Origin of the sequence: Microbacterium lacticum (assembly GCF_006716815.1) — a bacterium.
In the GTDB taxonomy this organism is placed as follows: domain Bacteria; phylum Actinomycetota; class Actinomycetes; order Actinomycetales; family Microbacteriaceae; genus Microbacterium; species Microbacterium lacticum.
In genome coordinates, this window is sequence record NZ_VFPS01000002.1 from 218,658 (window position 1) to 233,346 (window position 14,689).

Genomic DNA, 14,689 nt, shown 5'->3' on the forward strand with positions numbered 1-14,689 from the left:
TGGTGTGAAGTTCACGGATCGGGACATCGAGGAGTACTGGCTCGGTGGTCCGGCACCGCGACGCGTGCCACCAGACGTCCGGAAGCGTCTGGCGCGCAAGCTCCAAATGCTCGAGGCGGCGGCGGAGCTGCAGGATCTGAGGATCCCGCCCTCAAACCACCTCGAGAAGCTGCAGGGTGACCGGGCGGGCAAGTACAGCATCCGGGTCAACGACCAATGGAGACTGGTCTTCGACTGGGACGGAGGGGAAGCGAACAATGTCGCATTCATCGACTATCACTGACGAGCTCTCGACGCCGGGTGAAATCCTGCTCGAGGAGTTTCTCGAACCGTTCGGGCTGAGCCAGTATGAGCTCGCCAAGCGCATCGGCGTCGATCAGGCACGCGTCTCGCGGATCGTCCGCGGCAAGCAGGCGATTACCGCGGACACCGCGTTGCGCCTCGGCGCGTTCTTCGGCACCACACCGCAGTTCTGGCTCCGGCTGCAGGAAGGCTACGACCTTGCGCTCGCCCGCACCGAAACGCCGACCAGCGCAATCCAGCCGCTGAGCGCCTGACCCTTCAACGCCCGCAAGACGACCGTTGAGCGAACGGTATCGTTCGGTCATGCACCGACTGTCATCCAGAGCAGCCATCGCAGCGATCAGCTTTGGCGTACTTACGCTCGGGGGCGTAATCATGTTCATCGCCACGGCCCCGACGGCGACGGCTTCCTTCGGCTGGTTCGCATACCAACCACTCGCCGCCGAAACATATTTCCCGGGCGCGCTCGTCGTGCTCACGCCGCTGATGGCGACGGCAGCCGCCATCAGCATTGTCGGCATCGTGGGTCTCAGCTTGGTGGCCGGATACGGCATCGGCCAGCGCCGCAGCGGCGCACGGTAGTGGACCCGCGGACGGGCAGCCGAAGCCCGTGGACGGGGGCTGGACCACGAGGGTTAAGCTGACGGCATGGAGCGCAGGCGCAGGGCCACCGCGATGATGCTGGTGGCATGTGCGTCGATCCCGATCGGCGCCTTGTTGTTCGTGGCGTTGCGCTGGACATTCACCACATGGAACGCGTGGCAGTTCTCGTTGCGACCCGAACTCGAGAACTGGACAGTCCCATCTTTGGGCACAGAGATACCAGCGCTCGCATGGGCCATTGGCTTTACGCTGGTCTCACTTGTCGTCGCTTTCGCTATCGTCCAGCGACGCACCAGCTCCGCGCCCTGACCAGCGCTTCGGCCATCACCGCTACTGACATGCCGCCCGCTGAGGGACCCGCCCGCGGGCGCCGGGCGACGCTTGCGCGTGCCGCTGCGCTAGCGTGACAGCATGCTGTGGCGAACGTACGGTCGCGTCATCGGATGGATGCTGGCGATCGGCGCCATCGCGGGAGCAGTGTTCCTACTAGTCGTATTCGGACTCCTCATTCCCCCCGACCGAGGTGAAGAGTCGGCAATCGTGCTCATGCCCTTCGTCGGCGGCTTCTTCGGACTGATCACCGCGCTCGTTTCGAGTGCGGTGTACTACCTGGGGCTGTTTCTGTGGACGCGCAGACCTCACCGGTCTGTCAACAGTCGCGCGTGGCTCGGTGCGGCCTGTGCGGCTCTCGGCGCCTTAGGGTTCTGGCTTATCTTCGGCTTCACACTCAGCAACTGGCCCGGAGTCCCGGTGTGGGGCGGAATCGGTGCGGCCGCGGGCATCCTCGCCGCACTCATCGCCTGGCCACTGACTGCCCTATCCGCACAGCGCGAGAGCCTTCAGCCCGCGCCGACCGGCACCAGGGCATAACCGTCCGCAAGCCGACCGTTGAGCGAACGGTATCGTTCGGTCATGCACCGACTGTCATCCAGAGCAGCCATCGCAGCGATCAGCTTTGGCGTACTTACGCTCGGGGGCGTAATCATGTTCATCGCCACGGCCCCGACGGCGACGGCTTCCTTCGGCTGGTTCGCATACCAACCACTCGCCGCCGAAACATATTTCCCGGGCGCGCTCGTCGTGCTCACGCCGCTGATGGCGACGGCAGCCGCCATCAGCATTGTCGGCATCGTGGGTCTCAGCTTGGTGGCCGGATACGGCATCGGCCAGCGCCGCAGCGGCGCACGGTAGTGGACCGGCTTACGGACAACCACCTGGGGCAGCCCCTCCAGCCGGCAGGTCGTGAGGCGAGCTCCCGCTTTCTGCGCAGGCGAGCAGCGTGACGACTAATCCGACCCGCCGCCATCCTCGTCGGCTTGCTCGAGCTCGCAGTTCTCAACCCACCGCGCCATGAGACTTAGGACGGCCAATCGCTCTGAGGCTTCTATCAGAGTGAGCTGGTCTGAGCTGTGCGTGGCTGGATTCCGAATCGTCAGCTGGACCGCCGAGGTGAGGAGGCGGAGCCCTTCATTCATCGACTTAGTTGTCCGATCATCAGACGGACCTGGCCACCGTAGACGGGGCTGCTCAGCGGTTGGAGGCTGGGCCGAGAATGTTTGTTGCCACAGGCTCGTCTCGGCAACGTTGTTTCGTCCGGTGCGGGCCTTGAGCTGGGAGACGAGCGCCTCGGCCGCTCCGACAACAGCTTGCCGATAGTGACCATCCCTCCACATTGCGCGGGCGGCTCCCCAAACAAGTGGATGCATCTGCTCGGCGTCGATGGCAGGGACGGCAGCCGCTTCCGCCTCGGCGATCTTGGACTCCAATCTCCCTAGCTGTACTTCCCCGTGAGGTTGTGAACGCGGGCTGAGGGGGTCTGGCCGCCGATCCCGGTGTGGGGTCTGTGGTGATTGTAGTGATGCAGCCAGGTCTCGTAGGCCGCGGCTCGCTCTGCTTCGCTGGCGTAGGGCTTGGCGTAGGCCCATTCGGCGGCGAGGGTGCGGTTGAAGCGTTCGACCTTTCCGTTGGTCTGTGGCCGATACGGCTTTGTCCACTTGTGCTTCACGCCGTCGCCGAGCGCGTCCGCGAACGCGTGTGACCGGTAGCACGCGCCGTTGTCTGTCATCACGGCGGTGACCGTGACTCCGAGGCTCGCGAAGAACGCGTTCGCGCGGGTCCAGAACCCTGCCGCGGTCTCCTTGCGTTCGTCGTCGAGGATCTCCGAGTACGCGACTCTCGAGTTGTCGTCGACGGCGTGGTGCAGATACCGGTAGCCGCGGGAGCCGGCCGCTCCTGCCCGTGCGGCCTTGTCACGGACGGATGCCGCGGCACGGTCCTGCGCCGATCCGCGGCCGAAGGCGCGCCAGCCGCCGCCATCAGGGATCCGGCCCTGCTTCTTGATGTCGACGTGGATCAGCTGGCCCGGTCTTGCGACCTCGTACCGCTTCGGCGTCGGCTTTCGGACTGGCAGCCCGGTGGCCTGATCGATGTTCACGAGCTTCGGCATCCCATACCTGGCCAGCACCCGGCCGACCGTCGAGCGGGCAAGGCCCAGGTGATACGCGATCCGGTGCGGACCCCACCGGCGGGTGAACCGCAACGACACGATCCTCCGCTCCGTCTTCCGCGGGAGCCGGTTCGGCGAGGTCTGCGGCCTCGAGCTGCGGTCCGTCAACGGCAGCCCGGCCCGATACCGGTCGACCCACCGTTTCGCCGTCGCGGGCGAGCACTGGAACCGTTCCGCTGCCCGCCGCAACGACCAGCCCCGATCCACGACGAGGACAGCAAGACGACGACGCCCTTCCGGCGTCAAAGGCGCGTTAGCGTGAGACACGATGACCTCCGTGGTCAGGATGCGAGTGTGGTAACCCACATCCTGCCCGGAGGTCTTCGCCTACCTCACCCGTTCACAACCTCCCGAGGAAGTACACCTAGCGCTTGCCCGCATGCTGAGAGGATGTTCGCAGGTTCTAGCTGTACTGACCTCGACCGTTGTTGATTCGGTCGATGGGGGTTTTGCCTCCGATGCCGAGGTGGTGCCTGTCTAGGTTGTAGTAGTCGAGCCAGGTCGTCAACCCTGCTTTTCGGTCGTCGTTCGAGCTCCAGGGGCGGGCGTAGGCCCACTCGGTGGCGAGGGTGCGGTTGAGGCGTTCGACTTTCCCGTTGGTCCAGGGGCAGTGCGGTTTGATGAACCGCTGTCGGATGCCGTGCGCGTCGACCACTGCCTTGAACGCGGCCGAGTGGCGGTAAGCGAACGCGTTGTCGCTGATGACGCGTTCGACTGTGACGCCGAGGCGCGCGTAGAACGCGATCGCGCGGTCGAGGACGCCCGCCGCGGTGGTGCCTTTCTCGTCGTCGTGGATCTCCGCGTAAGCAACTCGGGAATGGTCGTCGATGACGGTGTGCACGTAGTCGTAACCCAGGCCCCGCTTGCGCGCAGGACGTTGCCCGCGGCCATGCAGACGCCATCCGCCGCCGTCGGGGATACGGCCGAGTTTCTTCACATCAACGTGGATCAGGGACCCGGGATGATCATGCTCGTAACGCTGCGCGGATCGGCGGGTCGCGCGGATCACGGACCCCGTGACCGGGTCCAGCTCCCGCAGCAACGGCACGTGGTGGCGGCGCAACACCCTACCGACCGTTGAGGCCTGCAAGCCGAGCTTGTCAGCGATGAACACCGGCCCACGCCGAGTGAGGTGCCGCATGATCCGCACCCTCGCCTCCACGCACGCTTTGGTCTGGCGAGGGTGGGAGCGGGCGACGCTGGAACGATCGATCAGGCCCGCCGGGCCGCACTCCCGGAACCTGCGCCACCACCGCCACGCGGTCGTGCGGGAGATCCCCATTTCCGCGGCAACATGCGCGACCGCACGCCCCGACTGGATGCGCTGAACCATGATCAACCGGCCGGCCGGAGTCAGCCGGGCATTAGCGTGAGACAAGAGAGACCTCCGTGCGTTTGAGCTGAAGAACTTAGACAGCTCCAACTCGACCCCGGAGGTCTCTCCTACGTCAACAACGATCTGGGTCAGTACATCTAGCACGGGCTTGGGTTGGGTAACAGTCGCCCAGGCGGCGATGGGATCTACAACTCCCGCTCCTTGCACGGCGTAGCGGACGGCGGTTATCGCGGTCGAGGTCGCGGCCCTGCCGGAGGCCAATTCCACGCGGCGCTGAGCGGCGAGATGCTTCTCATCATCAACGCCGTCGCGGCGGAAGACAGCTGGCAGGATCCCACGCGCAAAAGTGTTCTCCTCGTGCATCGCCATGAAGTCCCGAAAGGCCGCTTCGAACTCTTTAACTGACGCGGCCACCTCACGAAGGTGCGTGGGCGAATAGTGGACTGAAGTCATGTGGCCAAGCGTGACACACGGTCCAAGCTCGGCGCCCAGAGGCGACGGAGATAACGCCATGTCAGACAGTCTGGCTGCGACGCTAGCGCGTCGCCGAACGCTCGCGGATCCCCTTGCGGACACCTCTCGCGGGGCTTCGTTAGTACGCGTGAATGATCCAATCGAGACTCCCGACGACTCCCGCCTGCTCGGTCTCACCGTCGTGCCGAAAAGGTCCCGCCGACGTTTCGGCGCGTCGGGGTATCGGCAGGGGGTTTCGGAAGCTCGTATGTCTGTGTGCCACTCACCTACTCGTCGTCGGTAGCCGCCCTGCCGTAAACGATCGTTTTCGGCGGACGCAAATCTTAGGTTGACGGGCTTTCGCGGCTATCAAGTTGCCGAGGCAGCGGCTCAGGGTTCGCGAGTACCGTCGAAGAATGACTATCGCTGACAGCGCCCTGGGCCGTGAGCCGGATTGGGTCGCTCATGCGATCTGGTGGCGTGCGTACCCGTTGGGATTCGTCGGCGCGTTTCCTGAGAGCACCGACGGCAGCGCGAGCCCCGACCAGCACCGACTCTTGCGACTTATCCCCTGGCTGGACCGCGTCATCGAGCTCGGGGCATCCGGAATCGCTCTCGGCCCGATCTTCGCGTCATCCAGTCACGGCTACGACACCGTGGATCACTTCCGCATCGACCCGCGGCTGGGAGACGACACGGACTTCGACACACTCATCGCTGAAGCGCAAGCGCGTGGTCTACGCGTGCAGTTGGACGGTGTCTTCAATCACCTGGGGCGGGAGCATCCGCTTGTTTCTGCCGGCTCGGCAGCCCTCAAGCGCGGCGATGACGGCGGGCTTGTTTCCTTTGAGGGTCACGGCGCCTTGGTGGAGCTCGATCACTCGAACCAAGAGACTAAGCGCCTCGTCATCGATGTGATGCGGAACTGGCTGGATCGGGGCGCTGACGCCTGGCGGTTGGATGCCGCGTATCGGGTTCCCCCGCAGTTCTGGGTAGCGGTACTCCCCGAGGTGCGCCGCTCGCACCCCGAAGCCTGGTTCGAGGCCGAGGTGATCCACGGGGAATACAACGCGTTCGTCCGCGAAAGCACGGTGGACAGCGTCACCCAGTACCAGTTGTGGAAGGCGATCTGGTCAAGTATCGAAGACCGCAACCTCTGGGAGTTGGCGTGGGCTTTGAAGGGGCACAGCGAGATGCTGCGCGAGTTCGCGCCTACCACTTTCATCGGAAACCACGATGTCACTCGCATCGCTTCGGTGATCGCTGACTCCCGTCATCACCCCCATGCAGTGGTGCTGCTCGGCGTACTCGGCGGCACCCCGACCGTGTACGCCGGTGACGAGTGGGGGTTCCGTGGCGTGAAGGAGGAGCGTGAAGGGGGTGACGATGCGATCCGACCTGTGTTCCCCGTCGAGGGACCCGAGGCCCTGCCGGGACGAGACCTTTACGTCACCGCTCTCTACGTGGAGCTGCTCGGTCTGCGGCGCCGTCACCCGTGGCTGCACCGTGCGACGACATCAGAACCGCGATACCTGACCAACGAACACCTGGAGTTCGATGTCGTCTTCGATGACCAACGGCTCACAATCGCGCTGAACCTTGGCGATGAGGCGACAACTCTCCGGGACGGTGCGCTGCTGGCGGCAGACCCGGTCACGAGATCTTTCCCCGGTGCACTCGCAGCGCACGGCTGGGCGATCGTGCGCTGACCTCACAGTCTCCTGTCAATCGATCAGCGATCGATCCACTTCTGCATGCTCTCGGGGTACCTCGCGATCGAGGTGTCGACGAGGCTTGATGCGGTGGCCAGCTCCGCGAGTTCGTTTTGGTCGAGGACGACGTCGGATGCGCCGACGTTCTCTTCCAGGCGGTGAACCTTCGTCGTGCCGGGGATGGGCACGATCGAGGTGCTCTGCGCGAGGAGCCACGCGAGGGCGATCTGGGCGGACGTCGCGTTCTTTCGCGCGGCGATCCGGGCGAGTAGGTCGACGAGCTGCTGTCCCGCGTCGCGGCCTTCGGCGCTGTAGCGCGGCAGGGTCGCGCGGACGTCACCCTCACCGAACGATGTCGAGGTGTCGAGGGTGCCCGTGAGGAGTCCTTTGCCCAGAGGGCTGAACGGGACGAGTCCGATGCCGAGTTCGAGGAGGGTGGGGAGAATCACTTCTTCGGGTTCCCGCCACCACAGTGAGTATTCGCTTTGCAGGGCAGTCACGGGCTGGACGGCGTGCGCGCGGCGGATGGTGTCGGCGCCGGCTTCGGATAGGCCGAAGTGGGTGACTTTGCCTGCGTCGATCAGCTCTTTGACCGTCCCGGCGACGTCTTCGATCGGGACGGTGGGATCGACACGGTGCTGGTAGAGCAGGTCGATTTTGTCGACGCCGAGGCGCTGGAGCGATGCGTCCACGGTCTGTCGAATGTAGTCGGGGGTGCTGTTCAGTCCGGTTTCGCTGGTGCCGTCGAAGTCGAAGCCGAACTTGGTGGCGATAACGAGATCGTGGCGGACGGGGGCGAGTGCTTTGCCGACGAGTTCTTCGTTGGTGAAGGGGCCGTAGACCTGGGCGGTGTCGAAGAAGGTCACTCCGAGGTCGACAGCGCGGCGGATCACGTCGATGCCGTGTGCGTCGTCGAGGTTGTGGCCGTAGCCGTGGCTGAGGCCCATGCATCCGAAGCCGATGGACGATACTTCCAGGCCGGCGCGGCCGAGAGTGCGGGTGTTCATGTGCGTCTCCTCGTCGATCGGTGATCAGTCGTTGCCGCGGAGGGTGTTGAGGTCGTCGACGACGCGCTGGGGTTCTTCGGATGCCGGCAGGTTGTCGGTGTCTTTGGCGCCGTCGAGGGACCCGGTGGGGTCGGGTTCCAGGGTGCCGAATACCGGTCCGAGGTCGGCCTGTTCGGGGCCTTGTTCGGCGACGAGTTCCAGGGTTCGGCGGGCGGCCTGGGGGTTGGTGAGGCTGTCGAGCAGTACGCGGGCGATCTGCCTGCGGGCGATCGCGCCGTCTGCGGGGGTGCCGGTGAGGTGGGTGTCCCCTTGGCGCATGGTGATTTTCAGCTCGTCGGGTGCGTTGTAGTCGAACCAGCCGGGGCGAACGATCGTGTACGTGTTGCCGCTGGCGCGGACGAGGCGTTCGCCGCGTCGCTTCCATTCGGATGTCTCGCGGCGAGTGGTGACTCCGATGGTCGTCATCAGTGCGATCCGGACCGGTCGGCCATTCAGGGCGCGGAGCACGTTGCGGACGGCCCCGTAGTTGACGGCCTCCGCCTCGTTGCTGCTGCCGTGGGTGAAGACGACGGCGTCGATACCGTCGACGGCCTCAGCGAGCGTGCTGGCGTCCGTGAGGTCACCGATGACTGCCTCGGCTCCGGAAGCGAGGCCGCGGGCCTTGTTGCTGTTGCGGACGAGCGCTCGGGTGTCATGTCCGGCCTGGACGGCTTGTTCGACGACGTGCTGCCCGATGCTTCCTGTTGCTCCGACGATGAGGACGGTGACGGCGTGATCGGTCATGGTGGTTCTCTCCCGTGGGTTGATCAGAGTCCGATGCGTCGAAGCCAGGCTTCGACGTCGGGTTGGGCTTGTGCGGCCGTCTCGCCCTGCACGGCGAGGACTTCGGCAATCGTGGAATCGGGGCAGAGATCTGCGTAGTCACTGTCGACGCGTCCCATGCCGCTGACGGCGTACGTGACGAACGGGTGGACGGTTTTCCCGGCGAGGTCAACGCCTTCGACGAAGGTGCGCATGATCATCGGGGTCTGCACATTCCACACTGGGCTGCCGAGGAGGATCGTGTCGTACTGGGCGACGTCGGGAAGGGTGCCCGCGATCGCGGGGCGCGCGTCGGAGTCCTCTTCGCGCACGTTGCGGGCGACAGTTTCTTCATAGTCCTCCGGGTAAGGGTCCGCCGCCTCGATCCGGTAGACGTCGACGGATGCCGCGGCGGCGATCATGTCGGCCACAACGTGGGTGTTACCCGTCTCCAGGGTGACGCGGTCGCCGTAGTAGTAGTTCTCCCCAGGCCGGGAGAAGTACGCCACCAGCACCCGACGGGTTTGCGCCGGGGTGGTGGGTGCTGCCGCCGGGTCATCAGTTGCAGAAGGCACAGGGCTCTCTCGGGTGGGACTGCAGGCGGCGAGAACGCCGACCGCTGCGACGCTGAGCGCGGACAGTGAGCGGATGAGGAACTGGCGGCGGTCCACGAAGCCTCCTCGGTGCGGGCTGTGTGTTGCGGAGGGGCGGGTGCGGGCGTGATGCCCGCACCCGTGCGGTCACGCTTCGGGGATGTCGCGGCCGAACGCTTCGAGGGTGATGACCTCGGGCTCGGGTCCGCCGCGGACGCCGGTGTCGAGGGCGTCGATCTGTGCGATCTCCTCCGAAGTGAGGTGGAAGTCGAAGACGTCGAAGTTCTCCGCGATCCGCTCGGCCTTGGTGGACTTGGGGATCACCTGGACGCTGTTCTGGATGTGCCAGCGCAGCATGACCTGGGCGGCGGACTTGCCGTACTTCTCACCGATGGCGAGGATGACGGGCTCATCGAAGCTGCGCTTTGCGGAGTCGCGGTAGGACGTGATTCCTCCGATCGGTGACCACGCCTGCGTGGTGATGCCGTGCTCCTTGTGCAGCGCGACGAGCTCCTTCTGCTGGAAGTACGGGTGCAGCTCGATCTGGTTCACCGCCGGCACGGTCTCGGTCTGCTCGAGCAGCTGCGTGAGGTGCTCGGGCATGAAGTTGCTGACACCGATCGCACGGACCTTTCCATCGGCGAGAAGCTTCTCCAGCGCCTTGTACGCGCCGATGGTCTTCTCGAACGCGGACGGCAGCGCCTGGTGGAGGATGAGCAGGTCGATCTGGTCGACGCCGAGCTTGCCGGCGCTCTTGTCGAACGCGTGCAGGGTCTCCTCGTAGCCGTAGTCGCTGATCCAGACCTTCGTCTCGATGAAGATTTCGGACCGGTCCACGCCGGAGTCGCGGATGCCCTGCCCGACCTCGCGCTCGTTGCCGTACGCAGCGGCGGTGTCGATGTGTCGGTATCCCGTCTGCAGCGCCGCGGTCACCGCAGCCACGGTCTCGTCGGGCGGGGTCTGGAAGACGCCGAGGCCGATCGCGGGGATCTCGACGCCGTTGTTCAGGGTGAGGTTCGGAGTAGTCATACTGCAACGGTACGCACGGCCCCTCGAGGGGTGAGAGTCCCCAGTATTCACCCCCAGGGCCGAATGACACTTCCCGTTGGGGGTGAACAGCAGGGACTCTCACCCTGACAGTGGGCGGGTCTAACGTCGAACGCATGGATACCAGGCACGAGGTACAGGAGTTCCTCACCGCTCTCCGCGGCCGCATTACCCCCGAGAAGGCCGGCCTGACCGTTTTCGGTGGAGAACGGCGTGTTCCCGGGCTTCGGCGCGAAGAAGTCGCCCAGCTCGCCGGGGTCAGCACCGCGTACTACACCCGCATGGAACGCGGGGATCTCGGCGGGGTCTCCGAGAGCGTCCTGTACGCGCTGGTGAACGCGCTGCAGCTGACCGACGCGGAGTCGCAGCACCTGTTCGACCTCGCCAGAGTGGCGACCGGGACACGCCGACCCGCCCGCCCCAAGCCAGACACCCGACTATCGCCCCAGATCACGCAACTGATGGACACCATGCGCGACGTTCCCGCCGTGGCCCTGTCCAAGCTCGGGGATCCGCTCGGCTCCAACCCCCTTGGCCGCGCGCTGTTCCCTCACCTCTTCCCCACCGATGCGGCACCGGTCAACACCGCCCGCTATCTGTTCCTCGACCCGCGGTCGCGAGATTTCTACCCGGACTGGGACGCCGTGGCCCGCGAATCCGTGTCGGCCATGCGGCTCCTCGCCGGCCACGACCCCAGCGACCGTCAACTGGCCGCGCTGGTTGGTGAGCTCGCCACCCGCAGCACCGAGTTCCGCACCTGGTGGGGCAGCCACACCGTCCGCACCCACAGCACCGGCACCAAACGCATCAACCACCCCGTGGTCGGCGAGATGACGCTCAGCTACCAGACCTTGACCCTGCAGAACGTGGCCAACGTCCGCCTCGCGACATACCTCGCCGAGGCAGGAACCCCCTCCGCCGACGCCCTCGACCTGCTGCGCAGCTGGGCAGCCACACCCCTCCCCGCAGATCCGCATCAGCAGACCGCGTGACCACCGACGAAAAGAACCTCCCATGACCACCACCCCCCGCGTCGCCGTCGTCACCGGCGCCTCCTCCGGTATCGGCGAGGCCACCGCCCGCGCCCTGCACGCCGCCGGCTACCGCGTCGCCCTCCTCGCCCGCCGCACCGACCGCATCACCGCGACCGCCGCCGAGCTGGGCGACGGAGCGCTGGCAATCGCCGCCGACGTCACCGACCGAGACTCCCTCACCACCGCCGCCGCACAGGTCAAAACCGAACTAGGCCGCGCCGACGTCCTCATCAACAACGCCGGAATCATGCTCCTCGGCCCGTTCTCTGCCGACCAGCGCGACGATTACCGGCAGATGATCGAGGTCAACCTGCTCGGCGCGATCACCACCACTGAAGTGTTCCTGGACCAGCTCACGGCCTCAAAAGGCGGCGACATCGTCAACATCTCCTCCGTCGCCGGCCGAACCGCAAGAGCCGGGAACGGTGTCTACGCCGCCACCAAATGGGGCATCAACGGCTGGTCCGAAGCGCTACGCCAAGAGCTGCTGCCCGCCGTTCGCGTCACCCTGATCGAACCCGGGGTCGTCGCCACCGAACTGCCCACCCACATCACCCACGGGCAAACCAAGACAGCCGTCGCCGACCTGTACGACAAAGCCACCGTCACCGCAGAAGATATCGCCGAAGTCATCACCTTCACCCTCTCCCGCCCCCGATACCTAGCCATCAACGAGATCCTGCTCCGCCCAGCCGATCAGCTCTAATCCGACCGCGTGAGGAGCTACTCACGTACAGGGGCGTGCCATTCCGCGTTGCCAGAGCGGTCATACCGCGCAGGAATCCGCAGCACGACTCATGCTGCGAATCAGGAGTGTCCCGTAGGACCTGGATCGTGTCACCGTCGGGTGATTTCGCGGGTTGAGGATCGTTGAGGCTTGATTTTCCGGGGGTGCTGGTGCCTCGTGCGGGGCACTAATGGCGTCGATCTAGACTCGCTCGGTGGGGTGGTTCGTGCGGAAGGTGCGCACCGCGTCGGGTGCGACGGCGGTGCAGATCGCGTCGAAGACCCGTGGTGTGCGGACGATCGTGGAGCACCTCGGCTCCGCGCACGACGATGAGCAGCTCGCGGTGCTGGTCGCGATCGCGCGGGAGCGGATCGCGGAGCTGGCCGGGCATGTCCCGTTCGATCTGGACGGGCTGGGCGCGACGCCGCCGGCCACGACCGCGCCGACGGTGACCGGGTCGAGGTCCAGGTTGTTGTGGGATGTCCTCGAGGACGCCTACGCCCGTCTCGGGTTCGACGCGGTCGGCAACGACACATTCAAGAAGCTGGTCCTGGCCCGCGTCGTCGAGCCGACCAGCAAGGCGGACACGCTGCGGGTGTGGGACGAGCTCGGTGTCCCGGGTGCGCCGTCGCTGTCGACCGTGTGGCGGACCCTCGCCCGCAGCGTTGAGCAGGACTGGCGGTCGAAGATCGCCGCCGCAGCCTACGCGCATGCGACCCGATCTGGCCCGCTCACCGTCGTGCTCTACGACGTCACCACCCTCTACTTCGAGGCGGAGCGTGAAGACAAGCTCCGCAAGGTCGGGATGAGCAAAGAGCGCCGCGTCGACCCGCAGATCCTCGTCGGCCTCCTCGTGGACCAGGGCGGGTTCCCCCTCGAAGTCCACGAGTTCGCGGGCAACAGGGGCGAGACCCTCACCCTGCTGCCCGTCCTCGACCAGTTCCGCGAACGTCACTCCGCGACCGAGGTCGTGGTCGTCGCGGACGCCGGCATGCTGTCCGCAGCGAACCTGAACCGGCTGGAGGACGCCGGGTTCGGTTTCATCGTCGGCTCCCGCACCTCCTCCGCGCCATACGATCTCGCCGAGCACTACGCGACCGTCGGGAACATCGTCACCGATGGGGAGACGGTCGAGACCACCCGAACCATGGGTGCGGGTGTGAACGCGCGGGAGCGGCGAGTGGTGTGGCAGTACTCCCACAAGCGGAAGATCCGCGACAACATCACGTTGAACAAGCAGATCGAACGCGCCGAGCAGATCGCTGCCGGCACCCGCCCGGCGAAGAAGGACCGGTTCGTCACCCTCGGCACGGGGCCCGGCGTGAACTGGGCAAGAGTCGAGAAGGCCCGCGAATACATCGGCCTCAAGGGGTACGTCACCAACCTCAGCACCGCGACGGCTTCCGCTGCAGAGATCGTGGCGGCCTACCATGACCTGTTCCAGGTCGAGGCGACGTTCCGGATGGCAAAGACCGACCTGCGGGCGAGGCCGATGTTCGCGTCGACCGCGGACTCGATCCACGCGCACCTCACCGTCGTGTTCTGCGCTCTCGCGATCAGCCGGCACCTCTACAAGACCACCGGCGTGACGGTCCGCCGTATCGTCCGCGCGCTGCGCCCGCTGCGTGACGTCACGATCACCATCGACGGACACGAACTCACCGCGACCACCCCGCCAACGGGGGAAGCCGCCGACATCATCGCCGCACTCCGGCCGGGCGTGGGGCACTAATCTGACACGATCCAGGTGCCATTCCGCGTTGCCAGAGCGGTCATACCGCGCAGGAATCCGCAGCACGACTCATGCTGCGAATCAGGAGTGTCCCGTAGGACGATCCTTTTCGGGCCGGGGCCGCGCCCCTCCCTCGTCCTGTCAGGCGACGACCAGAGGCTGCACGTCGTGCGACTTGTCCTCAAGCTCGCGCGCGAGGTCATAGGCGGTCTGCATGGCCATCCAGGCCCGCGCCGTACCGACACCTGACCGCTCCAGACGAATGGCGAGATTGGGGCTCACCCCTGAATGGCCGTGGATAACGCGGCTCAGCGTGACTCGGGATACGCCGAGGCGCGCGGCAGCCTCAGCGACGCTCAGGCCAAGTTCGCCGATCACGTCTTCCCCAATGATTTCGCCGGGGTGGGGCGGGTTCTTCATCATGGTCTTCTCCCCCTTCAGTGGTAGTCCTGGTAGTCCACGAGTTCGACATCCTGGCCGACGAACCGAAAAATCACTCGCCAGTTGCCGTTAACCCAGACCGACCAGTGGCCGGACAAGTCGCCCCTCAGCTCGTGGGTGCGGAATCCGGGGATCGAAAGATCGGCCGGCGCCTGAGCGACATCGAGCACACCCAGGATGCGGGTGAGCTTTGGAGCATGCGCAGGCTGCACACCCTTCTTCGACCCCGACTCGTAGAGAGCTCGCAGTCCCTTGTGTCGGAAGCTGACGATCACCCGGCGAGTGTATCGCGTATCGCATCGCGATACAAACGGTCCAGGATTGACCCACCCGTCCGCAACGGGCCCAAGACCTCACGTTCCGTGACAACATTTTGACAACATCTGTACGCATT

At 65.6% G+C, this 14,689-nt stretch carries 19 protein-coding genes; 10 read left to right on the plus strand and 9 right to left on the minus strand.

The annotated features are described in order from the left end of the window. The first annotated feature begins 4 nt into the window (after positions 1-4). From FHX68_RS06760 to FHX68_RS06785, 6 genes are all read left to right on the plus strand, one after another. On the plus strand, positions 5-283 hold the full coding sequence (locus FHX68_RS06760; RefSeq protein WP_141381604.1) for a type II toxin-antitoxin system RelE/ParE family toxin: 279 nt from the start codon (positions 5-7) through the stop codon (positions 281-283). Continuing rightward, the gene (locus FHX68_RS06765; protein ID WP_141381605.1) at positions 258-557 is read left to right on the plus strand and encodes a HigA family addiction module antitoxin; all 300 of its coding nucleotides are present in this window, start codon (positions 258-260) and stop codon (positions 555-557) included. Before FHX68_RS06760 ends, FHX68_RS06765 begins: the two co-directional genes overlap by 26 nt. Before the next feature lie 121 nt (positions 558-678). Beyond that, positions 679-885 (plus strand): hypothetical protein, encoded by a 207-nt coding sequence (locus FHX68_RS06770; RefSeq protein WP_141381608.1) that lies wholly within the window; start codon positions 679-681, stop codon positions 883-885. Between the two features lie 66 nt (positions 886-951). Next, positions 952-1,215: a hypothetical protein gene (locus tag FHX68_RS06775; protein ID WP_141920131.1), complete on the plus strand. Its 264-nt coding sequence runs from the start codon at positions 952-954 to the stop codon at positions 1,213-1,215. Positions 1,216-1,317: 102 nt separating this feature from the next. Continuing rightward, a complete protein-coding gene (locus FHX68_RS06780) occupies positions 1,318-1,776 on the plus strand; it encodes a hypothetical protein (protein WP_141381607.1) in 459 nt (152 codons plus the stop codon). 114 nt (positions 1,777-1,890) lie between these two features. Then, positions 1,891-2,097 carry a hypothetical protein gene (locus FHX68_RS06785; protein WP_141381608.1) on the plus strand — a complete coding sequence of 69 codons (207 nt, stop codon included), beginning with the start codon at positions 1,891-1,893 and terminating at the stop codon, positions 2,095-2,097. A gap of 95 nt (positions 2,098-2,192) precedes the next feature. On the opposite strand, the gene FHX68_RS16330 is transcribed toward FHX68_RS06785, so the two are convergent. The 3 genes from FHX68_RS16330 to FHX68_RS06800 form a co-directional block, all read right to left on the minus strand. Beyond that, positions 2,193-2,612, minus strand: a complete 420-nt coding sequence (locus tag FHX68_RS16330; RefSeq protein WP_373288726.1) for a TIGR02391 family protein — start codon at positions 2,610-2,612, stop codon at positions 2,193-2,195. 65 nt (positions 2,613-2,677) lie between these two features. Next, a complete protein-coding gene (locus FHX68_RS06795) occupies positions 2,678-3,679 on the minus strand; it encodes an IS481 family transposase (protein WP_141919996.1) in 1,002 nt (333 codons plus the stop codon). Between the two features lie 136 nt (positions 3,680-3,815). Continuing rightward, entirely contained in the window at positions 3,816-4,790 is a 975-nt protein-coding gene (locus FHX68_RS06800; RefSeq protein ID WP_141920133.1) for an IS481 family transposase, read from the minus strand. 827 nt (positions 4,791-5,617) lie between these two features. On the opposite strand from FHX68_RS06800, the gene FHX68_RS06805 reads away from it, so the two are divergent. Further along, complete coding sequence (locus FHX68_RS06805; RefSeq protein WP_141381502.1) at positions 5,618-6,910, plus strand: alpha-amylase family glycosyl hydrolase; 1,293 nt, start codon at positions 5,618-5,620, stop codon at positions 6,908-6,910. Between the two features lie 23 nt (positions 6,911-6,933). On the opposite strand, the gene FHX68_RS06810 is transcribed toward FHX68_RS06805, so the two are convergent. The 4 genes from FHX68_RS06810 to FHX68_RS06825 form a co-directional block, all read right to left on the minus strand. Continuing rightward, complete coding sequence (locus FHX68_RS06810) at positions 6,934-7,920, minus strand: aldo/keto reductase (protein ID WP_141381503.1); 987 nt, start codon at positions 7,918-7,920, stop codon at positions 6,934-6,936. A gap of 24 nt (positions 7,921-7,944) precedes the next feature. Continuing rightward, the gene (locus FHX68_RS06815; protein ID WP_141381504.1) at positions 7,945-8,703 is read right to left on the minus strand and encodes an SDR family oxidoreductase; all 759 of its coding nucleotides are present in this window, start codon (positions 8,701-8,703) and stop codon (positions 7,945-7,947) included. Positions 8,704-8,726: 23 nt separating this feature from the next. Further along, positions 8,727-9,296: a flavodoxin gene (locus tag FHX68_RS06820; protein WP_211345069.1), complete on the minus strand. Its 570-nt coding sequence runs from the start codon at positions 9,294-9,296 to the stop codon at positions 8,727-8,729. A gap of 165 nt (positions 9,297-9,461) precedes the next feature. Continuing rightward, positions 9,462-10,343, minus strand: a complete 882-nt coding sequence (locus FHX68_RS06825) for an aldo/keto reductase (protein ID WP_141381506.1) — start codon at positions 10,341-10,343, stop codon at positions 9,462-9,464. 134 nt (positions 10,344-10,477) lie between these two features. Between FHX68_RS06825 and FHX68_RS06830 the strand changes: the two genes are divergently transcribed. The 3 genes from FHX68_RS06830 (at position 10,478) to FHX68_RS06840 (ending at position 13,854) form a co-directional block, all read left to right on the plus strand. Continuing rightward, positions 10,478-11,353, plus strand: coding sequence for a helix-turn-helix transcriptional regulator (locus tag FHX68_RS06830; RefSeq protein ID WP_141381507.1), 876 nt, complete (start codon positions 10,478-10,480; stop codon positions 11,351-11,353). Between the two features lie 22 nt (positions 11,354-11,375). Next, a complete protein-coding gene (locus FHX68_RS06835) occupies positions 11,376-12,101 on the plus strand; it encodes an SDR family oxidoreductase (RefSeq protein WP_141381508.1) in 726 nt (241 codons plus the stop codon). 235 nt (positions 12,102-12,336) lie between these two features. Next, the gene (locus FHX68_RS06840) at positions 12,337-13,854 is read left to right on the plus strand and encodes an IS1634 family transposase (protein ID WP_141920091.1); all 1,518 of its coding nucleotides are present in this window, start codon (positions 12,337-12,339) and stop codon (positions 13,852-13,854) included. A 141-nt stretch (positions 13,855-13,995) separates the two neighbouring features. Here the strand turns inward: FHX68_RS06840 and FHX68_RS06845 are convergent, their stop codons facing one another. Both FHX68_RS06845 and FHX68_RS06850 read right to left on the minus strand, forming a co-directional pair. Further along, positions 13,996-14,274 carry a HigA family addiction module antitoxin gene (locus FHX68_RS06845; RefSeq protein ID WP_244926837.1) on the minus strand — a complete coding sequence of 93 codons (279 nt, stop codon included), beginning with the start codon at positions 14,272-14,274 and terminating at the stop codon, positions 13,996-13,998. A 17-nt stretch (positions 14,275-14,291) separates the two neighbouring features. Beyond that, a complete protein-coding gene (locus FHX68_RS06850; RefSeq protein WP_141380104.1) occupies positions 14,292-14,570 on the minus strand; it encodes a type II toxin-antitoxin system RelE/ParE family toxin in 279 nt (92 codons plus the stop codon). Between the last annotated feature and the right edge of the window lie 119 nt (positions 14,571-14,689).